The following is a 20,226-nucleotide window of genomic DNA, read 5'->3' as shown; positions in this document are numbered from 1 at the left end:
CCGAAGCTGGGCGTTCCGCCTGCCGGTCATGCCGGTTTTAAGGTCCTTTGCCCCGCTGGAATCGGTATCGGGGATAAGGCCAACGGGGCTGAAGAGCGCCCGCGACGCGCTGAAGCGGCTCTCGCGGCGCCCGGCGGCGTCGGTCGCGAGCCGCGTCGGGGTCGAGGCGAGGAACCGCTGGGTCGTCGCGCGCGCGGTGGCGGAGGCGGCGGCATGGCGCACCGAGAGCCGCGGCGCGCACTACCGCTCCGATCATCCGGAGGCGGACGACCGCTCCTTCCGCGCGCACTCGGTGGAGCGCCGCGGCGCCCCGGTCGCCGCGGTCCCGGTCGGCCGCGGACCGCTCGCGCTCAACGGATCAGGGTGAAGCAGCGGTTCCAGCGGGAGCGCGTGAGGAAGTGCGCGGTCTTTCCCGCCAGGGACTTGAGCGTGTCCAGAAGCCCGCGCGGGTTCGCCTCGGCCGAGTCCTCGTCATACGACCACCAGATCAGGAGCGCGCGTCCCTTGAGGAGGGACTTCGGCACGAACCCCCAGACCCGGCTGTCGGCCGAGCGGTCCCGGTGATCGCCCATCGCGAAGTAGTCTCCCGGCTCCACCTTGATCGGGCCGAACGCGTCGCCGTGGCGATACGAGGGGTTCACGTAGGGCTCGCTCACGCGCGCGCCGTTGACGTACAGGAAGCCGTCCTTGACCTCGATGGTATCTCCGGGGAGCCCGACGATCCGCTTGATGTAGTCGATCTCCGGCTCCGCCGGGAACTTGAACACCACCACGTCTCCGCGCCGCACGTCACGGACGGGCAGGAGCTTCCGCTCCCAGTCGAACGAGGCCGGGGCGTAGAGGAAGCGGTTGACCATGATGTAGTCGCCGATCAGCAGCGTGTCTTCCATCGACCCGCTCGGGATTTTCGACTGCTGGAACACGAAGGCCCGCGAGAAGATCACGAAGATCACGCAGACGATGATGGTCTCGACGTAGTCGCGCAAGACGCTCTTCGGCGCCGGCCCCGCCGCCTGAGAGCGCCCGTCGCCGAACCCGGTGCGACCGCCCAAGCTCAGTCCTCCATGCCGTTCGGGAGGAACTCCCCGACGATCCCGAGGGCTTCCTCGGGGGTATCCACGACCCGGGTGACGTCGAACTGCTCCGACTCGATCATGCCGGCCTGGACGAGATGTCGGAGGAACGGCCGCCAACCATCTCCCAACAGTACCACGGGGCGACGCCCGAGGCTCCCCGCCCGGTGGAGTGCCCACAGCAACGCCAGCTCGGCCAGGGTGCCCGACTTGCCGTGGAGGACGACGTAGCCGCGGGCCGTCTCGATGAGCGCGCGCGTTCGGGAGAACAGCTCGGGCTCCTCGACGACCTCGCTCAGGTAGCGGTTCGGCACGCGCTCCGGGAAGGCGCCGCAAGCGACCCCCAGCGCGTTCCCGCCAACCTCGACCGCTCCTCGGCTCGCCCCCTCCATCACCCCTCCGTACCCGCCGGTCACCACGCGGTAGCCCGCGGTCGCGAGCAGCCGCCCGACCGCGCGCGCCTGCTCGTACAACGGATCGCCGGGGACGGCCTCGGAGGAGCCGAACACCGCGATGGAGCGATCCCCCCGGGGATGATGCGGTGCGTCCGGCAAACCCTCTTCTCCTCTCGATCGAAGGGACGGAAGAGCATATCCCAGCGCGAAGGCGGCGTCGACGCGCGGCCACGGAGCCGTTAGAATGCTCCGGCTCGGCCGCTTGGGCCGGCTCGGGAGGTTTGACCATGAGCGCCGTGCGCTGGATGTCCGTTGCGAAGGCCGCCCCCCTCGTCGCCGCCGCGCTCGCCGTCGGCGTGGCGTGCGGCGGCCCCTCGGGGCAGGACGCGGGCCGGGACGGTTCCGCGGCGGGGACGGTCGTGCCCCGGACCGCTCCGAATTTCTCCCTACCGAACCTCGACGGGAAGGCCGTGCGGCTCTCCGACAGCGCGGGGAAGGTGCGGCTCGTGGACTTCTGGGCGACGTGGTGTGCGCCGTGCCGAGAGGAGATCCCGAGCTTCAAGGAACTCTACGCGCAGTACAAGGACCAGGGGTTCGAGCTGATCGCGATCTCGATGGACGACGAAGGGGCCACGGTCGTGCGCCCGTTCGTCGAGAAGGCCCGGATCCCGTACACGAACCTGATCGGGAACGAGGCCGTCAGCGACGCGTTCGGGGGAATCCTCGGTTATCCCTCCGCGTTCTTCATCGACCGCGACGGGAAGATCGTCGCCAGCTTCGTCGGCGGCGTCCCGAAGAAGGTGCTCGAGGACCGGATACGGGAGATGCTCGGCCTCGCCCCCACGTCGTGACGGGTTCCCGCCGGCCGGACCACCGGGCCAAGTTCCTCGAAGTCAAGGGGTTGGCGCCCGGCCTCGCGGTGCCACGATTCGGCGCGACGGATTACAGTCCTCGAATTGTTCCCGCCCGCGACCGTCCCTAGATTCTTCCTCGGACCGTATCGACCGAGGGAGATCTCCATGCGCTCGTCCGCGACCGCGAGACGTCCCGCGCTCGCCGCTCTCGTCCTGATCACGCTCGCCGTCGTCCCGGGAGCCGCGGCGGGCGAGATACCCGAGCGAGCGCACGACGAGGTGCTCGCCGTCGTGGTCCTGGCCGACGAGCGGCCCGAGACGCGGGAGCGGGCGGTGGAGGCCGTGCGCGCGGCGAACGGGAAGGTGGCCCACGTGTTCGACGGCCTCTTCGTGGCCGAGGTCCCGCGAGAGTCCCTCCGCGGAATGCTCGGGAGCCCGGCGGTGCGGGAGGTGAGCAGCGAGGCCGTCTCCGCCTCGGCCTATCGGAGGCGTTCGATCGGTTTCGAGGCGGGGCTTTCGGCGTGGAACCGGTTCTTCAAGGGCCAGTCCCGTCGCTTCTCCGAGTTCAACCGCGACGGCGAGCGGGCGCCGGCCGCCGAGGGGCAGGATGCGTGGCTGCCTCCCGCCTCCACGGCCTCCGCCCCCGACCTGCGAAGGTTGCCGGGCCCGGAGAGCGGCGCCGAGCCGGACACCCTCCCCGCCGCATCCCAGCCCTACGGGGCGACCGACCAGAACACCAGCGAGTTCCTGGCGGGGTCGGTCTCGGTGAACCTGTTCCTCGTGCAGAGCGATGGGTCCGTGGACCTGTCCACCGAGAAGTGGACCGCGGACCGGGAGCAGGCGGTGGTCACGCAGGTGGCGGCCGGCCTCGACTGGCTGCGGACCCAGGAGCCGTCGGCGCAGCTCACGTTCGTGTACCACGTGATCGCGGGGCGGGTCGATTCCAAGGCCCGCACCGCGTACGAGCCGATCGCGCGAAAGGCCGATCCGAACGGAACGACGGGTGAGGACCTCTGGGCCCGCGAGATCCTCGCGAAGATGGGATACGGGAGCGGCGACCGCTGGGCCCGCTCCAGAGCGCTGGCGAACGACACGCGGCGGGCCGACCGCACCGACTGGGGCGTCAACGTGTTCGTCGCGGATTCGCTGAGCGACCCCGACGGCCGGTTCGCGGACGGGTACTTCGCGTACGCGTGGATCGGCGGTCCCCACGTCGTCATGACGTACGACGACCAGGCCTGGGGCATCGACCGGATGAACCAGGTGATCCGGCACGAGATGCTGCACTGCTTCTTCGCGTTCGACGAGTACAGCGCCAGCGGGTGCAAGTGCGCCGAGCACCGCGGCTACCTGGACGGGATCGACGCCAACTGCCACGCCTGCAACCCCTCCGCGGTCTCCTGCGTCATGGACTCCAACGGGCCGTGGATGTGCGCCGACACGAGGAGGCAGATCGGCTGGGCGGACCTTAATGCCGACGGCGCGGACGACGTGGTCGGCGAGGATCCCGACACGGTGCTCGACGCGATCCCCGCTACCGTCTGCGGCGGCGTCGCGATCAAGGGACAGGGATCCGTGGTGGCCGCGACGAACCGGAATCCCTCGGGCCTCACGCCGCAGGCGAGCATCAGCGTGAGCCGGATCGCGCGGCTCGAGTGGCGTGCGGACGGCGGGGCCTGGGTGCCCGCGACGCCGACGGATGGCGCCTGGGGCGATTACGTCGAGGCCGGCTCCGCCAGCGCGGCGCTCCACCCCGGCGTTCACACGCTTCAGATGAGGGCGGTGGACGACCACGGGAACGTGGACCTGGCCGAGCCGCAGGCGGCGGTCCAGGTGCTCGCCGGCGCCGTCGATCCCGGTGCCGTGCTGACCGCCTCTCGCGCCGGGAGCGCAGGAGCGGCGCTCTCGTGGAGCGGCGCTCCCGCGGCGGCGAAGTACCGCGTCTATCGCTGCACCAGCGCGTCGGGGACCTTCGCGAAGGCCGCCGAGACCACCGCGACCGCCTGGACGGACTCGACGGCCGCGAGCGGCTACTACCGCGTCAGGGCGGTGGACGCCTGCGGAAACGAGAGCGCGCCGTGACGCGGCAGACGCGGACGCTGCTGCTTATGGCGCTGATCGCGACCCTGGCTGTGGTCGGGCTCGGCGCCCTCGCCGGCAGGTACCAGCGCGTGCTGTCGTCGCGGGAGCCGGCGGTTCGCGCGGCCCCCGTAGCGCCCCGTCGCTAGGCGCCTCGCGGCGGTCCCGCCGCGGGATCGGACCCCGCGAGCCTCCGCTCGAGGCGGTCGAGACGGTCGCGGACCCGGCCGAGTCGCACCATCAGGAACGCGACGTACGCCGCGAGCGCGATCCAGACCACGTTGTAGGCCCAGAACAGAAAGCTGCACGCCTGATCCATGACGCGCTCCTTGTCACCGGCCCTCTAGGGTCTCGGAAATCGACCTCGCCCGGTCCTCGAGCGTGGCCACGCGCGTCCTCAGCGTCAGCAGGAGCGCGAAGAGGAGAAGGAACACGAACAGGCAGAACCGGAACGTGAGGTGCATCTCCGGAGCCAGCGCCTGTTGCTTGCCGGGACCGAACACCACCGGGTGCTGACCTCGCCACCAATCCACCGCCTTGTAGACGATCGGCACGTCCAGCGCCGCGACGATCCCGAGCACCGCGGCGAGGCGCGCACCCTGGTCGCGGTTCTCGGCGTAGCCGCGGACCATCAGGCAACCGGCCAGGATGAGCCAGAGGACCAGCGTGGTCGTGAGCCTCGCCTCCCAGGTCCACCAGACCCCCCACGCCGGCTTCGCCCAGATCGGCCCGGTGACGAGGACCACCGTGCAGAACAGGAGGCCGATCTCGGTCGCGGCGCGGGCCAGGTTGTCCCAGAACGCCCTGCGGGTGGCGAGATAGGTGATCGACGCCGCCAGCAAGACCATGACCGATGTGAAGGTCACGATGGCCGAGGGAACGTGGAAATAGAAGATGCGCTGCACCGGCCCCATGACCCGCTCTTCCGGCGCGTAGACGAACACCAGGTAGACCGCCCCGAGCATCAGGACCGCGATGACGCCGAAGAGCGCGGCGGTCAGGATGTCCTTGGCACCTCTCATCGGGTCCTCCGTCAGTCCTCGAGGATGAACTCGAAGGTCAGGATCGCGACCAGGAAGTAGAGCACGTCGAACCCCGCGGTCACCAGCATCCAGTGGGAGACCGACGCCAGGGGCTTCCCGTCCAGGACCGCCGCCGTGCACTTGACCGCCGCGATGAACAGCGGCGAGGCGACCGGGAACAACAGGGTCGCCAGGAGCGCCTCTCCGCGCCCGACCCGGGCGGCGATGGCGGCGAAGAGGGTGCCGAGCTCGCACAGCCCGAGCGTGTGGAGCAGCACCACGAGGACCAGCGGCCCGAGGAGGGAGAGAAGGTCGTAGTCGAAGAACACCGCCGACAGCGGCAGGACGACGGCCTCGAGCGCGGCCACCGTGGCCAGGTTCGCCAGCGTCTTGCCGGCGAAGAGCACCGAGCGGTCGACGGGAGCGAGGACCAGCGCGGAGAGGGAGTCGCGGTGGCGCTCGATCGCGAACGAGCGCGCGAACCCCACGATCCCGGAGAAGGCGAAGGTCACCCACAGGACTCCGGGCACGAGCCGAGCGGCGCCGACCTGCCGCACCGTCGTCAGGTCGAACGCGAAGTTGAACACCACTAGGACGATCAGCGAGAACAGCACCATCGCCGACAGCGTTTCGAGGGTCCGCCACTCGATCCTGAGATCCTTGGCGGCGACGACCCAGGCTCCGCGCAGGAAACCGGGCCCGGCGCGCCCCGGAGCGGCACTCACGCTCTCGCCCCGCCGGGCGGCGGGCCTCCGACGTGCTCGAAGTACGAGCGCTCGAACGCCAGCCGGTCCAGTCCGCGGGAAACGCCCTGGGCGCGGATCCGCCCGCCCGCGAGGATCATGAAGCGGTCCGAGAGCTCGAGCCCCTCCGCCAGGTTGTGCGTGACGAGGAAGAGCGTCCGCCCCTCGTGCCGGAGCCGCTCGAGCGTCGCGCGGAGCAGGGCGGCGGCGTAGGGGTCGAGCCCGGTGAACGGCTCGTCGAGGAACACGATGCGGGGGTCGTGGATCAGGCAGCGGGCCAGCGCCAGCCTCTGCTGCATCCCACGGGAGAACGTCCGGGCCGGGTCGTCGGCCCGGTCCAGGAGCCTGACCGAGTCGAGCAGCGCGTCCGCGCGCTCACCGGGGGCGTCGAGTCCGTAGAGCCGCGCGAAGAAGATCAGGTTCTCCCTGGCGCTCAGGTCGTCGTAGAGGAAGGTCTGATGCGAGATCAGGCCGAGGATCCGCTTGGTCTCGATCTCGTGGGCGCGCGGATCGCGGCCGTCGATGAGGATGGAGCCGGAGGTCATCCTGAGACTCGAGGTGAGAATCCGGGTGAGGGTGGTCTTCCCGGCTCCGTTCGGCCCGAAGACCGCCAGCGACTCCCCGCGGGCGAGGTCGAAGTCCAGGCCGTCGAGAGCCGTCAGGGCCCCGAACCGCTTGGTGAGCCGGCGGGCCTCGAGGATCGGGGGATCTCCCACGCGCGCTTTCTCCGGGACCTGCGACGTTATCGTCTTATCCCCGGGACTGACAAGAGGAGAGCAACCGGCCGGCCCGCCGCGTGGCACCGCGCCGCGGACCGAGGCTCACGGACCCCGCTAGATCCCGTCGGCCCTGGCGTCGGCGTGGGGGTTCTTCTCGCCGCGCTTCGCGGCGGCCTCGTACTTCGAGGGGCACTTCGCGAGGAGGTTCTTCGCCTCGAACACACCGTCCTGCCTCAGGCCTCCCTCGACGACGACGTCCGCCCCCTCCACGAACGTGGCGGGAACCACGCCGTGGTACTCGACCGGGAGCACGGCGCGGCCGTCCGTCACGTTGAACCGGACGTCCATGCCGGTCGTCCTCCGCAGGATCGAGCCGGCCTCGACCTTCCCGTTGATCCGGATCCCGCCGTCCTTGGCTCCACTCAGTTCCTGGAACTCGCTCACCGTGTAATAGTAGACGAGGCCGCTTCCGCCGCTCAGCGTCACCACGAGAAGGAAGCCCATGCAGGCGACGATCCCGGCCCCGATGAGCACAAGCTTCAGCTTCTTGCCTTTGTCCATTGGGAACCTCGCGGGACGCCTCCAGGCCGGGGGCATTCTAGGGATCCCGGCAAAAGCTGTCAATTCGGGCCTTTTTCCATTCGAGCGCCGGGGAGCTGCCGCCGGACGTGCGGCGCGCGTTTTGCGAAAGCGTGGGGAGGGTTGTACATTCCGCCGAGCCGGGGGGCGGGGGGAGAGGATGCGGGAGGTCCAGCAGCGCCTGGCGGAGCAGCTGAAAGCCCTCGAGCGCGAGCTCAGGGTCGAGCTGCCTCGCGAGATCAAGACGGCGGTAGCCATGGGCGACCTCAGCGAGAACGCCGAGTACAAGGCGGCGCTGGAGCGGCAGCAGTACGTGAAGGCCAGGATCACCGCCCTTCGCGAGAGGCTGTCCGAGCTGGGCACCATGAAGCTCGACCGGGTGCCCAAGGATCGCGTGGGGCTCGGGTCCACGATCGTCCTGCTCGACCTCGATCGCGACGCCGAGGTCACCTACGAGCTGGTCATCCCGGAGGTCTCCGATTCGGAGGCGGGGCTGATCTCGATCGCGTCGCCGATCGCCCAGGGGCTGCTCGGCCGCAAGGAGGGGGACCAGGTGACCATTCCCGTCCCCTCCGGCCGCAAGCGGTTCGAGATCGTCGAGCTGAAGACCCTTCACGACAAGAAGGAGTCCGAGCCCGCTCCCGGCTCCGCCGATCCCGCCTGACGTCCGGGTTATGATGGGCCGCCGCTGAGGGGGGAGCACGGTGATCGCCGAGTCCGCCCGGGCCTCGTTCTTGTCGCCGGCCGTCGCGGTCATGCGGCCGAGGCATTGGATCAAGAACGTCTTCGTCCTCGCGGCGCTGGTGTTCGCCCAGAAGCTCGGCGACCCCGTTTCCGTGCTGCGGGCGCTCGGGGCGTTCGCCTGCTTCTGCGCGCTCTCGTCCGCCGCCTACGTGATCAACGACGTCGCCGACCGCGAGGCCGACCGGCTCCACCCGGCGAAGCGGCGGCGTCCGGTGGCCTCGGGGGCGCTCTCCGTGGAGGCGGCGGCGGCCCTGGCCCTCGGTCTCGCCGTCGGGGGGCTCGGCGGCGCGGCTGCCCTCGGCGTGCCGTTCGGCGCCGTGGCGCTGACGTACCTCTTCATGAATCTCGTGTACTCGCTCGTGCTCAAGGGCGTCGTGATCCTGGACGTGATGCTGGTCGCCGCGGGATTCCTGCTCCGAGCGTGGGCCGGCGCGGTGGTGCTGCGCGTCGACATGTCGCACTGGCTCGCGCTCTGCACCGGACTGCTCGCGCTGTTCCTGGGGTTCGTCAAGCGGCGGCAGGAGATCGAGACGCTGCAGGGAGCGACGGAGCAGCGGCCCATCCTGCGCGAGTACTCGCTGCCGTTCCTCGATCAGATGATCTCCGTCGTCACGGCCTCCACGGTCCTGGCGTACTCGCTCTACGCGTTCTCCCCGGAGGTGGCCGGCCGGCTCGGGACCCGCCACCTCGGGCTCACGATCCCGTTCGTCCTGTTCGGGATCTTCCGCTACCTCTACCTCGTGCACCAGCGCGGAGAAGGAGACAATCCGACCCTCCTCGTGGTCTCGGATCGCCCCCTCCTGATCAATCTGCTCCTCTGGGGCGCGGCGGTGATCGTCGCGGTGTACGCGTGGCGCTGAGGGTGCCTTTTCGCGCGCCGCCCGGCGAGACCTCTCCCGTTCCTTGACTTCCCCTGACCCCGCCCCTAGGATTTGCCGCGAGCCGAAGGATCCCCTATGCCCACGACCGCGTCGCCATCGGAGCGTCCGTCCATCCTCGTGGTGGACGACTCGAACCTGCTCCGAGGCATCCTCCGCGAGGAGCTGGAGGCGGAGGGCTGGGAGGTCCACCTGGCGGAGGCCGGCGGAACGGCGGTCGAGATGGCGCGCGACTTGAGGCCCGACGTGATCCTCCTGGACGTGGTGCTGCCGGACATGGACGGGTACGAGGTCTGCCGGAGCATCAAGAGCGTCGAGGCCACGAGCGCCATTCCGATCGTGATGCTCTCGTCGCACAACGAGCTCAAGGACAAGCTCGCGGGGTTCGAGGCGGGGGCCGACGACTACCTCACCAAGCCGTTCTTCACCAAGGAGCTCCTGGCGAGGCTCCGGACGACGCTGAGGGTGAGGGACGCGATCGAGAGCAGCCGGCGGCTCGGCCAGTTCTATCTCGAGATGCTCTTCGGCATCGGATCGGCCATCACGTCGCCCTTCAAGGTGGACGACGAGGTGGACATCATCCTGCGCCAGGCCCTGGTGGCCGTGCAGGCGCGCCGCGGCTCCATCCTGCTCTTCGATCCGGAGCGGGGCGACCTCGAGGTCAAGGGGGTGCAGGGGTACGACGGCCAGGCCGGCCCGCGGCACGGCGATCGGTTCCGGATCTCGGACAAGCTACCGCTGCTGGCCCCGGACGCGCCGGACGCGCCCCTCGGGATCCGCATGTACGAGGACTCGAGCCGGAACTCCGTGTTCGTCCCGATGGTGGCCAAGGAGAGGCTCACCGGAGGGATCGAGATCGAGCTCGAAGCGCGGAAGCGCCGCTTCTCGGCCAACGACCAGAAGCTGCTCTACGCGCTGGCCTCGCAGGCGGCGATCTTCATCGAGAACGCCCGGCTCGAGCGCGACGTGCGCTCGATGTTCCTCAGCATCATCGTGTCCATGGCGAGCGCGGTGGACGCCAAGGACGCCTACACCCACGGCCATTCCCTCAGGGTCGCCCGGATCGGCCTCCTGGTGGCCCAGGAGCTGGGGCTGCCGCGGGAGCGGATGGAGCCGCTGCTGCTGTCCGGGATCCTCCACGACGTCGGGAAGATCGCCATCCCGGACGACATCCTCAAGAAGCCGCAACGGCTCGACAAGGCGGAGTTCGAGGTCATGAAGACTCACCCGCTGGCCGGGGCGAAGCTCCTGGCCCACATCCCCGCGCTCGCCGAGGTGATCCCGGGGATCAGGCACCACCACGAGTACTGGGACGGCTCGGGCTACCCCGACGGGCTCAAGGGGGAGCAGATCCCGCTGGCGGGACGCCTGATCCTCATCGGCGACGCGTTCGACGCGATGACCACCGACCGCATCTACCGAAAGGGGATGTCGGTCGGCGACGCCCTGGCCGAGATCCGCAAGTTCGCGGGATCGCAGTTCGACCCCACCCTGGTCGCGCGCCTCGACGACGTGGCCCGCGCCGGGCGAATCCACGACGACATCTCGAAGACCACGCCCTCCTTGAACGAGCTGATCGACCACGTCCGATGATGCCGCCCGACGCGGAGAAGGTCCGGCCGAACCGCCTGCTGGTGGTGGACGACAGCCGTCTCATCCTCCGGATGGTCCGGGACTTCTTCGCGTCCCGCGGGTTCGAGATCGCGGAAGCGTCGGACGGCAGGGAGGCGCTCCTGCGATTGGCCGGGTGGGTGCCGGACGTGATCGTCGCGGACATCCTGATGCCGGTCATGGACGGCTGGGAGCTCTTCGAGGCGGTGCGCCGCCTGCCCGAGACGGCCGAGGTGCCGTTCGTCTTCCTGACCGTCGAGTCGGAGCTGCCGAAGCGGCTTCGAGGATTCCATCTGGGGGCGGACGACTACATCGTCAAGCCGTTCGCGGTCGAGGAGCTGCACGCGAGGGTCGAGCGGCTCCTCGATCGCCGCCGCGCGCTCGAGGACGCGCGCCGCGGAGGGGACGCGCTCCTTGCCGGCTCGGGAGAGCACCTGGCGATCTCCGACCTGCTCCAGATCCTGGCCCTGAACCACAAGGACGGGGTCGTGCACCTCCGGCAGGGGGCCGAGGAGGGACGGATCGTCTTCGAGGACGGCGAGATGGTGCACGCGGAATGCCGCCGGGCGACGGGGAGCAAGGCGCTCTACCGGATGCTCGGATGGCCGTCCGCGCTGTTCCGGGTCCTCCCCCGCGAGGGGGGCGCCGGCGAGCGGAGCATCACCTCTCCCGCGGCCAACGCCCTGATGGACGGACTCGTCTCCCTCGACGAGTGGAATCGCTGGCGCGAGCTGATCCCGTCCGGCGAGACGGTGCTCGACCTCGCACCCGAGGCGCGCATGAGGCTCGACGCGCACGAGATCACCGCGGCGGAGTTCGACGTCATGGCGCGCGCCAAGGGGGGCGCCGCCGTGCAGGCCATGTTGGACGAGAGCCCGCTGCCGGACGCGGACCTCGCCGAGGCGATCTGCACCCTGCTCACGCGAGGCGCGCTCCGCGCCCGGTCATGAGCCGGGATCGGAGCGGCTCGCTTCCCGCCGCGGTGGCGCTCGCGGTGGCGGTGGGCGCGGTGTCCTGGGCCTCGATCCTCGTGCGGCTCTCGGACGCCCCGAGCCTCGGGATCGCGTTCTACCGGCTGTTGTTCTCCGTGGCGCTCCTCCTGCCGTGGGCGCTCTCGAGGAGCGCGCCGGTCTCGGCCCGCACCTATGGTCTCGCGGCCGCGGCGGGGGTCCTCCTGGCGCTGCACTTCGCCACCTGGATCACCTCGCTCCGATTCACGTCGATCGCTTCGTCGGTGGTCATCGTCACGACGCAGCCGGCGTTCACCGCGGCACTGGGGCCGTACTTCCTGAGGGAGCGGCCGGGAGGGCGGGGGATCGCCGCGATGGTGCTCGCCCTCTCGGGGACGGCGGTGCTCGCGGGGGGGGATCTCGCCGTGGGCGGCCGGGCGCTCTGGGGCGACCTCCTGGCCCTGGCCGGCGCCGTGACGGCTTCCGCCTACTTCATGATCGGGCGGCGCGTGCGGGAGCGGATCGGCTTTCCCCGCTACCTCCTGCTGGTGAACTCGGTCTCCGCGGCGACGCTCCTCGGCCTCGCCTGGGCCGGGGGGGCGAGGCTCACCGGTTACCCCTCGGCGACCTGGGGCTGGCTGCTCCTGCTGGCCGCCGGGCCGCACCTGACGGGCCACGGTCTCCTGAACTGGAGCGTGCGGCGCCTCCCGGCGTTCACCGTGAACATGGCGATCCTCGGCGAGCCGGTCCTGGCCACCGTGTACGCCGCGGTGCTGTTCCGCGAGATCCCCGGGCCGGCGTTCTACGGGGGCGCGATCCTCATCGTCGCGGGGATCGTCCTGGCGGCGAGCGAGGGGCGGCCGGTTCCCGCCGATCCTTCCTTATAATCGCGCCGATGGTGAACGTCGACACGGAACTCCGGTACCTCAAGGGCGTCGGGCCCCGCCGCGCGGAGCGACTCAAGGAGGGCGGCCTCGAGACGGTCGAGGATCTCCTGTACGTGCTCCCGTTCCGGTACGAGGACCGGAGGGCCTTCGCGCGGATCGCGGCGCTCCTGCCGGGCGCATCCGAGACGACGCTCGCGGTCAAGGTCGCCCGGAGCCGGCTGATCCGGACGAGGCGTCCCGGATTCACGATCTTCGAGGCCACGCTCGAAGACGACAGCGGATCGATCCGCGCGGTCTGGTACAACCAGCCGTACCTCGACCGCCTGTTCGTCGAAGGGCGCCGGGCCGTGATCTTCGGCCGGGCCTCGCTCGACCGGTACGGCCGCGAGGTGATCCTCGAGAACCCGGACTACGAGTTCCTCGACGCCGAGGACGCGGAGGGGATCCACACCGGCCGGATCGTGCCGGTGTACCGAAAGCTCGCCGACCTCTCGTCGCGCATGCAGCGGAGCCTCATCCATCGCGCGCTGGAGCAGCTCGAGCCGCCGCTCGGCGGACCGGTCCCCGCCGCGATCGCCGCGCGCCACGGCCTCGTCGACCGGCTCCGCGCGCTCCTCACGGTCCACTTCCCTTCGCCCGACACCGGGCTCGACGCGCTGGCATCCCGGACGACCCCCGCGCAGCGAACGCTCGCTTTCGAGGAGATCTTCCTGCTCCAGCTGGCGCTGGCCGTGAGGAAGCGCGGCCTCGAGGCGGAGGCGCGAGGGATCTCCTACGAGGTCCCCGACGCGCTCCGGACCAAGCTGGCGCGGCTCCTCCCGTTCCGGCTCACTCTGGCCCAGAAGCGCGTCCTGAGGGAGATCGGGGCGGACTTGAGGTCGCCCCACCCGATGAACCGGCTGCTCCAGGGGGACGTCGGGTCGGGAAAGACGATCGTGGCGCTCCTCACCCTCCTCGTCGCCGTCGAGAACGGCTACCAGGGGGCGCTCATGGTTCCCACCGAGATCCTCGCGGACCAGCACTACCGGAACCTCTCCCGGCTGCTCGACCCCGCGGGGGCCGGCTACCGGCGCGGGCTGCTCACGGGATCCGTCGGCGCCGCCGCGCGCCGGCGGACGCTCGAGGGGCTGAGGACGGGAGCGATCGACCTCGTGGTGGGGACGCACGCGCTGTTCGAGCCCGGGGTCGAGTTCGAGAGGCTCGGCCTCGTGGTCGTGGACGAGCAGCATCGCTTCGGCGTCCTGGAGCGCGCCGCGCTGGCGGGCAAGGGAGCGCGGCCCGACGTCCTGGTGATGACCGCCACGCCGATCCCGCGCTCCTTGGCGCTCACGCTCTACGGCGACCTCGACCTCTCGGTGATCGACGAGATGCCGCCCGGCCGGACGCCGGTGAAGACGCTGATCCGCGGCGACGAGGACCGGGAGAAGGTCTATCAGGGGGTCCGGAAGGAAGTCCTCGCGGGACGGCAGGTCTACGTCGTGGTCCCGCTGGTCGAGGAGAGCGAGAAGAGCGACCTCAAGGCGGCGACCGCCTTCGCCGCCGTCCTGAGGGAGAAGGTGCTCCCCGACCTTCGCGTCGGCCTGCTCCACGGCCGGTTGAAGGGGGACGAGAAGGACGCGGCGATGCGGTCGTTCGCGGCGGGGGAGATCGGGGTCCTGGTGGCGACCACGGTGATCGAGGTCGGGGTCGACGTGCCCAACGCCAGCGTGATGATCGTCGAGCACGCGGAGCGGTTCGGCCTCTCGCAGCTCCACCAGCTCCGCGGGCGGGTCGGCCGCGGGGCCTCCCGGTCCTACTGCATCCTGATGGTCGGCGAGGGGGCGCCGGGCCGCGAGGCGAGGGAGCGGCTCGCGGTCATGGCGGAATCGAACGACGGGTTCAGGATCGCCGAGAAGGACCTCGAGATCCGCGGGCCGGGGGCGGTCTTCGGCACGCAGCAGCACGGGATGACGGACCTGCAGTTCCTGGCGGTCGTGCTCCGGGACCCGGTGCTGCTCGAGGCAGCACGCTCGGAGGCCCAGGAACTGGTGGCGGAGGGGACGGCGGGCCGCGAGCGCGCCGCGCGAATCCTGGGCTCGTTGCGCCCCGGCTGGAAGCGCCGGCTGAGCCTCGCCGGGATCGGGTGACCCGCCGGGCTACGAGCTCGGCTGCTGCATCATCATCAGGAAGTCCTCGTTCGACTTGCTCTTCGAGAGCTTGTCGATGAGGAGCTCCATCGCCTCGACCGTGGACATCTGGCTCAGGATCTTCCTCAGGATCCAGACCTTGTTCAGCTGGTCCTTCGGCATCAGGAGCTCCTCCTTCCGCGTCCCCGAGCGCTCGAGGTCGATGGACGGGAACACCCGCCGGTCGGTGAGCTTCCGGTCGAGGTGCAGCTCCATGTTGCCGGTTCCCTTGAACTCCTCGAAGATCACGTCGTCCATCCGGGAGCCGGTGTCGATCAGCGCGGTGGCGATGATGGTCAGGGCGCCGCCCTCCTCGATGTTCCTCGCGGCGCCGAAGAACCGCTTGGGGCGCTGGAGGGCGTTGGCGTCGATGCCGCCCGACAGCACCTTCCCCGACGGCGGCTGGACGGTGTTGTAGGCCCGGGCGAGGCGGGTGATCGAGTCGAGCAGGATCACCACGTCCTTCTTGTGCTCGACGAGCCGCTTCGCCTTCTCCATGACCATCTCGGCCACGTGGACGTGCTGCTGCGCCGGCTCGTCGAACGTGGACGCCACGACCTCCCCGGCCACCGAGCGCTGCATGTCGGTGACCTCCTCGGGGCGCTCGTCGATCAGGAGGACGATCAGGAAGACCTCGGGGTGGTTCTTGGTGACCGAGTTCGCGATCGACTGGAGGAGCATGGTCTTGCCGGTGCGGGGGGGGGACACGATCAGGCCGCGCTGCCCCTTCCCGATCGGGGTGAGGAGATCCATGATCCGGCCCGACATGTTCTCGGGCCCCGTCTCGAGCCTCAGGCGCTCGAGGGGGTAGAGGGGCGTCAGGTTGTCGAAGAAGATCCGGTCGCGGAGCTTCTCGGGATCGTCGAAGTTGACCGCGAGCACCTTGATCAGCGCGAAGTAGTTCTCGTCCTCCTTCGGCGGGCGGACCTGGCCCGAGACGGTGTCGCCGGTGACGAGGCCGAACCGCTTGATCTGGGAGGGAGAGACGTAGATGTCGTCCGGACCCGGAAGGTAGTTGTAATCCGGGTGGCGGAGAAAGCCGTAGCCGTCCTGGAGGATCTGGAGCACCCCCTCCGCGAACACGAGGCCGCTCTTCTCCGACTGCGCCTTCATGATCTCGAAGATCAGGTCCTGCTTGCGCATCCCCGCGGCTCCCGAGACGTTGAGCCGCCGGGCGGCCGCGGTCAGGGCCTGGTTCGTCATCCGGTAGAGGGAGTTCAGGTCGATGGCGCGATCGTCGACGCCCTCCTCCGGGGCCGGGGCGATCTCTTCGGGAATCTCCCCGCCGTCGGCGGGCGGAGCGGCGACCTCCTCGCTCACCTCGTTCGGGTGGGAGCGGCGGCCGTTGTCGCGCGCATCGCGCCCTCCGCCGCCGTGACCTCGACGTCCTCGCGGCCGACCTTCAGGCATAAGGCCTCCCGTCCGGCGACACCTCTCCTCGCTCGCCTGCACGGTGGGACCGCTGCGACGAGGACGAGGGCACGCTCAACTCAGGTGAAAGGTCCATCTACAGGCAAGTTCCGGCGCCGATCCGCGCTGCGATGGGGTGATGGATCCAGGGGCGCCGACTATAGCATGCCCGCCGAAGCGGCGTCCAGAACGGGCCGGAGCTTCAATCTCCCCCTCCCCGGCTTCTCTCCGGGAGCCGCCGGATCCCTTCGGAAGGGTGAAGGCGAAGCTCCGACCCTCTGGGCGCCGTCAAGGGCAATCCCCGTTGCCGGGCTGGACGACGCGGGCCTCCCCGGCCGATTCCGAGCCGTAGGAGCTGTTCTCGATCCCGTCGAAGTACTGCACCGCGTAGAAGAACACGTGCCCGGGCGCCGGCATCGCCGTGTCCTCGTGGCCGGCGGTCGTCGTGCTCGTGGTGGCGTGGTCGATGCAGACCACTTGGCCGAGGTCGATGCTCGAGCCGATGACCCTCAGGTTCGCCAGGTCGCCCCGGATCACGTCGTAGTGCTGGGCGCCCTCCACCGGGCCCCAGAGGACGGTGGTGCTGTCACGCCCCGACAGGACCAGGTTCAGAGGCTCCACCGCCACATCTCTCATGTCGTGCGGCACCGTGACCGTCGAGGACGCTTGGGTCGCGTTCCCCGAGCCGTCGGACGCCCGATAAGTCAGGGTGTAGACGCGCCCCGACCCCTGGCCGTCGCGCTCCGCGCGGAGCAGGATCGACACGTCGGGGGTGCCGACGGAAGCGCCCTGGACATCGTCGGTGGTGCTGCCGTCCCCGCCACCCAGCGCGTCATCGGACTCGCTCGAGCTCGCCGCCACGAGCAGGATCGCCGGGCTCGGATCGCACGCGTCCGTCGCGACCACGGTGTCGTCGACGGTCACCATCCTGTGGTTCGGCGGCCACAGCACGGTCGGGCTCGCGACCACCGTGAGGACCGGTGGGACTGTGTCGCGCACGGTGACGGCGGTGTGGCACGAGGTCTGCTGGCCGGCGCTGTCGGTGGCGACGAAGGTCACCGTGGTCGTCCCCAGCGGGTACGTTCCCGAGGCGTCGTGGCCGCCCGAGGTGTGGCTGTTGGTGACGGTCACCACGCCGCAGGCGTCGGACGCGGCCGCCGGCGGCAGCGGCACCCACGCCGATCGGCTCGACTGGCACTCGAGGGTGACCGGACCGGGGCACGACAGCGAGGGCGGGAGGGTGTCCTCGACCCGCACGGTGGCGGCGCCCGTCCCGAATTCCCCGCGGCTGTCCGTCACCCTGAGGCCGATGGTGTGGTCTCCACGGGGCAGGACCACTTGGATCACGGGACCGGAGCCGAGCGGCGTTGCACCGGACCCCGCCGTCTCCTCGGACCATTCGAAGGCGACGATGTCGCCACCGGTTCCGCCGGTGGAGTCCGGGTCCAGCGAGCCGGACCCGTCCAGGACCACGCGCCCGCCGCCCGGACCGTCGCACTCGGTCGTGGATGGGACCGAGATGACCGCGCGCGGCGGGTTGTTGATGATCATCCGGCTCTCGGCGTGGTGCAAGAACTCCAGCTGGGCCCTCACCGGGACCGTGTTCCCGTCCGTCGCGGTGATCTCGAGCCGATACGCGGTGTCGGGTGCCAGCGCCGAGATGTCGGATTCCCTCGGGAGCCGGCCGGCGAACGGGATGGTGAGGGTCCTCCCGCCGAACGATCCCAGCTTGCACGTCACCGAGTCGGCGTCGAAATCGAGTACGGTGATCGTGAAGGCCTCCGGGGTTCCCGCCAATCGCCGGACGCAGACGTTCGCGGGCAGGGTGAGATCGGCCAACGAGACCCACACATCGAAGTCGCCGGTCGGGTCGTCGCAGGCGCCCGGCGCCAGCATGAAGTCGGGATCCCAATCGTCGCAGCCGAGGAACGAGTCCAGGTCGAAGAGGTACGGCGCGCCCAGCGACACGTTAGCGTACCCGATTCCCTTCCTCGAGGGAGGATCCGGGAAGTAGCCCAGCGAGCAGTCGCCCGTCGCGCCCACGTCCTGCAGGACGAAGCCTCCCCCGGAGACGTCGACGAAGCCGATGTCCCCTCGGAGGGGCTCTCCCTGCGGGTCGGAAGCCCAGGCTCGAACGGTGAGGTCGGAGCCCCCGTCCTGCCGGACCCCCGCGAGGACGAGGTCCGGTTGGCAGGCGTTCCCCGATCCGTCCGCGTTCGCGTCCGCCTGGTCGGGATTGGGGGTGACCGGACAGTTGTCGCAGGCGTCGCCGAATCCGTCGCCGTCGCCGTCCTCCTGCAGCGGGTTCGCGGTCCCGGGACAGTTGTCCTGCGGGTCCCCGATCCCGTCGCGGTCGGAGTCGGGGAGCAGCGTCAGCGTCACCGGGACGGTGACGCGGGGAGTGACGGGGTCGTCGCTCGCGACGTCGATCGAGAACGGGTGGATCCCGCGGCGGAGCCAAGGTGCGCCGATCGCGACCGCGACGTCCGCTCGGCCGGAGGGCGGGACCGTCCCGGCCGTCGGCCCGATCACGAGCGGGGGAGAGGGAACGGCGGCCAGGAAGGCGTTCATGATCCTCAGGGCGGCGTCGTCGTCGACGTAGAAGCCGTCCGTCCCCGCGAAGAGCAGGAAGAAGAGCCGGCGCGTCCCCTGGAGCCCGGTGACCGCGTGGTCGTCGTCGTTGGTCCAGTGGGAGAACTCGTGCGAGATCCCGGCGCCCTTCGGGACGATCACCAGGTGGTTGACCGACGGCACGAGCGTGTGGTAGACCCGCTTCAGGTAGCCGCTGTAGACGATCCCTCCGACCTCGGTCTCGAGGACGGTGCCGGTCGCCACGCCGAAATCGTCCGCTCCGAGGTCCCCCTGGATCTCGAAACGGGAGATTCCGCCGAGGTCGGCGGCCAGGACGAACAGCCCCGGAACCTTGCGGGTGAAGAACCTTCCCCCCGGCCCGAACAGCCCGTTGTCCTGGACGAGGTTGTCGGAGTAGGTGATGGGGCTGCCCAGGTCCGTCCCCAACAGGTTCCCCTCGTCGTACATGTGATAGCCGCCGTCGACGATCGACGTTCCCGACTCTCCTCCTGTGAAGTCGAATCGGGAGGGGATCGCTTCCGTCACCGCGGCGTAGTTCGCGTTCAAGGCGGCGAGGATGTCCTCCAGGCCGGCGTCCTCCGAATGGAGACCGAGCGACCAGTGCAGGTCGAGGCCGCCCGCGTTTGCGATCGTCAGAGCCCGAGTCTCCGATTGTCCCTCCAGCAGGCTGTCCGCGATGGACGGGGGCGTCACCACGATCCGGGGCGGAGTCACGCCTTGCCCCACCAGGGCGACACGAACGATCCCCTCGTCGGGATCGTCGCTCGCGATGGTCAAGGTTCCGCCGACCCTTCCCGCCGCCGACGGCGTGAAGGTCACCGAGAGCGGCGCGGACTGGCCGGGGGCGAGGCTCATGCTCCCCGGAGCGGCCGCGAAGGCGGGCTCGTCGACCGCGATCCCGCTCACCGTCAGGTGGTCGGTGCCGACGTTCGCGACGGTCAGCGTGCGCGTCGCGCCGACACCGAGGAACACCTGGCCGAAATCCAGGTCCGCGGGAGACACCTCGATGTCCGGGACCCCGATGACGTGCAGGGCGGTCGGCACGCGGACCTCGGGCTCGTCGGGATCGTTGCTCCGGACGACGACCGCCGCGTTGAAATCACCGGGCGCGAGCCCCGCCGCGTCGAATGTCACCTCGAGGCTCACGCGCTCGCCCGGCGGCACCGTTCCGGATCGAGGCTCGACCGCGAGCCAGCCGGGTCCGAACTCCAGCGCGTTTTCGATCACCTGCTTCAGGACGGCGAAGTCCGTCGGGTTCGACCAGACGCCGTCCGAGGGATCGTTGACGAAGTAGATCAGGATTCCCTTGCCGATCCGCTTGTGGACGAGCACCGGCACGTCGTCCCCGTTCGCCGCCACGGAGGTCGCGGCGAGATCGCGGATCTGGAGCAGGTACTCGGAGGCGTAGACCTCGCCGCTGCCGCGCACCGTGTTGACCACGCCGTGGAGGAAGCCGGTCAGGAGCCCGATGCTGATCGGCAGGTCCATGCCGAGGGTGCGGGCCGAGAGCGCGGACCACGCGCTC

General features: G+C 70.1%; 19 protein-coding genes. 10 read left to right on the top strand and 9 right to left on the bottom strand.

The window, feature by feature from the left end; translation table 11 throughout:
• The coding region (locus LAO51_15170; GenBank protein ID MBZ5640087.1) for a hypothetical protein at positions 1–367 on the top strand (367 nt) is incomplete at its 5' end.
• Here the strand turns inward: LAO51_15170 and lepB are convergent.
• Together lepB and LAO51_15160 are read right to left on the bottom strand one after the other, a co-directional pair.
• Positions 351–1,052, bottom strand: a complete 702-nt coding sequence (gene lepB / locus LAO51_15165; GenBank protein ID MBZ5640086.1) for a signal peptidase I — start codon at positions 1,050–1,052, stop codon at positions 351–353. The genes LAO51_15170 and lepB overlap by 17 nt on opposite strands.
• 2 nt (positions 1,053–1,054) lie before the next feature.
• Complete coding sequence (locus LAO51_15160) at positions 1,055–1,627, bottom strand: LOG family protein (protein ID MBZ5640085.1); 573 nt, start codon at positions 1,625–1,627, stop codon at positions 1,055–1,057.
• Positions 1,628–1,755: 128 nt separating this feature from the next.
• Between LAO51_15160 and LAO51_15155 the strand changes: the two genes are divergently transcribed.
• From LAO51_15155 to LAO51_15145, 3 genes are all read left to right on the top strand, one after another.
• A complete protein-coding gene (locus LAO51_15155) occupies positions 1,756–2,319 on the top strand; it encodes a TlpA family protein disulfide reductase (GenBank protein MBZ5640084.1) in 564 nt (187 codons plus the stop codon).
• A 168-nt stretch (positions 2,320–2,487) separates the two neighbouring features.
• Positions 2,488–4,404, top strand: a complete 1,917-nt coding sequence (locus tag LAO51_15150; GenBank protein ID MBZ5640083.1) for a hypothetical protein — start codon at positions 2,488–2,490, stop codon at positions 4,402–4,404.
• Positions 4,401–4,550 carry a hypothetical protein gene (locus LAO51_15145; protein ID MBZ5640082.1) on the top strand — a complete coding sequence of 50 codons (150 nt, stop codon included), beginning with the start codon at positions 4,401–4,403 and terminating at the stop codon, positions 4,548–4,550. Before LAO51_15150 ends, LAO51_15145 begins: the two co-directional genes overlap by 4 nt.
• On the opposite strand, the gene LAO51_15140 is transcribed toward LAO51_15145, so the two are convergent.
• From LAO51_15140 to LAO51_15120, 5 genes are all read right to left on the bottom strand, one after another.
• Positions 4,547–4,720: a CcmD family protein gene (locus LAO51_15140; protein ID MBZ5640081.1), complete on the bottom strand. Its 174-nt coding sequence runs from the start codon at positions 4,718–4,720 to the stop codon at positions 4,547–4,549. The two genes, LAO51_15145 and LAO51_15140, sit on opposite strands and share 4 nt — an antisense overlap.
• Before the next feature lie 13 nt (positions 4,721–4,733).
• Positions 4,734–5,423: a cytochrome c biogenesis protein CcsA gene (ccsA, locus tag LAO51_15135; protein MBZ5640080.1), complete on the bottom strand. Its 690-nt coding sequence runs from the start codon at positions 5,421–5,423 to the stop codon at positions 4,734–4,736.
• 11 nt (positions 5,424–5,434) lie between these two features.
• On the bottom strand, positions 5,435–6,148 hold the full coding sequence (locus tag LAO51_15130; GenBank protein ID MBZ5640079.1) for a heme exporter protein CcmB: 714 nt from the start codon (positions 6,146–6,148) through the stop codon (positions 5,435–5,437).
• A complete protein-coding gene (locus tag LAO51_15125; GenBank protein ID MBZ5640078.1) occupies positions 6,145–6,882 on the bottom strand; it encodes an ABC transporter ATP-binding protein in 738 nt (245 codons plus the stop codon). The genes LAO51_15130 and LAO51_15125 overlap by 4 nt, the downstream gene beginning before the upstream one ends.
• Before the next feature lie 117 nt (positions 6,883–6,999).
• Positions 7,000–7,446 carry a cytochrome c maturation protein CcmE gene (locus LAO51_15120; GenBank protein MBZ5640077.1) on the bottom strand — a complete coding sequence of 149 codons (447 nt, stop codon included), beginning with the start codon at positions 7,444–7,446 and terminating at the stop codon, positions 7,000–7,002.
• 178 nt (positions 7,447–7,624) lie between these two features.
• On the opposite strand from LAO51_15120, the gene LAO51_15115 reads away from it, so the two are divergent.
• From LAO51_15115 to recG, 6 genes are all read left to right on the top strand, one after another.
• Complete coding sequence (locus LAO51_15115) at positions 7,625–8,128, top strand: GreA/GreB family elongation factor (protein ID MBZ5640076.1); 504 nt, start codon at positions 7,625–7,627, stop codon at positions 8,126–8,128.
• 91 nt (positions 8,129–8,219) lie between these two features.
• The gene (locus LAO51_15110) at positions 8,220–9,068 is read left to right on the top strand and encodes a decaprenyl-phosphate phosphoribosyltransferase (protein MBZ5640075.1); all 849 of its coding nucleotides are present in this window, start codon (positions 8,220–8,222) and stop codon (positions 9,066–9,068) included.
• Between the two features lie 96 nt (positions 9,069–9,164).
• Positions 9,165–10,679: a response regulator gene (locus tag LAO51_15105; GenBank protein MBZ5640074.1), complete on the top strand. Its 1,515-nt coding sequence runs from the start codon at positions 9,165–9,167 to the stop codon at positions 10,677–10,679.
• Positions 10,676–11,647 carry a response regulator gene (locus LAO51_15100; protein MBZ5640073.1) on the top strand — a complete coding sequence of 324 codons (972 nt, stop codon included), beginning with the start codon at positions 10,676–10,678 and terminating at the stop codon, positions 11,645–11,647. The genes LAO51_15105 and LAO51_15100 overlap by 4 nt, the downstream gene beginning before the upstream one ends.
• Positions 11,644–12,534, top strand: a complete 891-nt coding sequence (locus tag LAO51_15095; GenBank protein MBZ5640072.1) for a DMT family transporter — start codon at positions 11,644–11,646, stop codon at positions 12,532–12,534. Before LAO51_15100 ends, LAO51_15095 begins: the two co-directional genes overlap by 4 nt.
• An 8-nt stretch (positions 12,535–12,542) precedes the next feature.
• Entirely contained in the window at positions 12,543–14,660 is a 2,118-nt protein-coding gene (gene recG, locus LAO51_15090) for an ATP-dependent DNA helicase RecG (protein MBZ5640071.1), read from the top strand.
• A gap of 9 nt (positions 14,661–14,669) precedes the next feature.
• On the opposite strand, the gene rho is transcribed toward recG, so the two are convergent.
• Complete coding sequence (gene rho, locus LAO51_15085) at positions 14,670–16,109, bottom strand: transcription termination factor Rho (GenBank protein ID MBZ5640070.1); 1,440 nt, start codon at positions 16,107–16,109, stop codon at positions 14,670–14,672.
• Between the two features lie 288 nt (positions 16,110–16,397).
• Positions 16,398–20,226: choice-of-anchor D domain-containing protein (locus LAO51_15080; GenBank protein ID MBZ5640069.1), on the bottom strand; the 3,829-nt coding region annotated here is incomplete at its 5' end.

The organism is Terriglobia bacterium, assembly GCA_020073205.1.
In the GTDB taxonomy this organism is placed as follows: domain Bacteria; phylum Acidobacteriota; class Polarisedimenticolia; order Polarisedimenticolales; family JAIQFR01; genus JAIQFR01.
This window is presented reverse-complemented; position numbering and strand designations above follow the sequence as displayed.

What these genes read in the sequence shown, in the direction of transcription:
- LAO51_15155 (MBZ5640084.1), top strand. Translation starts at nt 1,756, where the DNA reads ATGAGCGCCGTGCGCTGGATGTCCGTTGCGAAGGCCGCCCCCCTCGTC.
- LAO51_15150 (MBZ5640083.1), top strand. Translation starts at nt 2,488, where the DNA reads ATGCGCTCGTCCGCGACCGCGAGACGTCCCGCGCTCGCCGCTCTCGTC.
- LAO51_15140 (MBZ5640081.1), bottom strand. Translation starts at nt 4,720, where the DNA reads ATGGATCAGGCGTGCAGCTTTCTGTTCTGGGCCTACAACGTGGTCTGG.
- ccsA (MBZ5640080.1), bottom strand. Translation starts at nt 5,423, where the DNA reads ATGAGAGGTGCCAAGGACATCCTGACCGCCGCGCTCTTCGGCGTCATC.
- LAO51_15120 (MBZ5640077.1), bottom strand. Translation starts at nt 7,446, where the DNA reads ATGGACAAAGGCAAGAAGCTGAAGCTTGTGCTCATCGGGGCCGGGATC.
- LAO51_15115 (MBZ5640076.1), top strand. Translation starts at nt 7,625, where the DNA reads ATGCGGGAGGTCCAGCAGCGCCTGGCGGAGCAGCTGAAAGCCCTCGAG.
- LAO51_15110 (MBZ5640075.1), top strand. Translation starts at nt 8,220, where the DNA reads ATGCGGCCGAGGCATTGGATCAAGAACGTCTTCGTCCTCGCGGCGCTG.
- LAO51_15105 (MBZ5640074.1), top strand. Translation starts at nt 9,165, where the DNA reads ATGCCCACGACCGCGTCGCCATCGGAGCGTCCGTCCATCCTCGTGGTG.
- LAO51_15100 (MBZ5640073.1), top strand. Translation starts at nt 10,676, where the DNA reads ATGATGCCGCCCGACGCGGAGAAGGTCCGGCCGAACCGCCTGCTGGTG.
- LAO51_15095 (MBZ5640072.1), top strand. Translation starts at nt 11,644, where the DNA reads ATGAGCCGGGATCGGAGCGGCTCGCTTCCCGCCGCGGTGGCGCTCGCG.
- recG (MBZ5640071.1), top strand. Translation starts at nt 12,543, where the DNA reads ATGGTGAACGTCGACACGGAACTCCGGTACCTCAAGGGCGTCGGGCCC.
- rho (MBZ5640070.1), bottom strand. Translation starts at nt 16,109, where the DNA reads ATGCCTGAAGGTCGGCCGCGAGGACGTCGAGGTCACGGCGGCGGAGGG.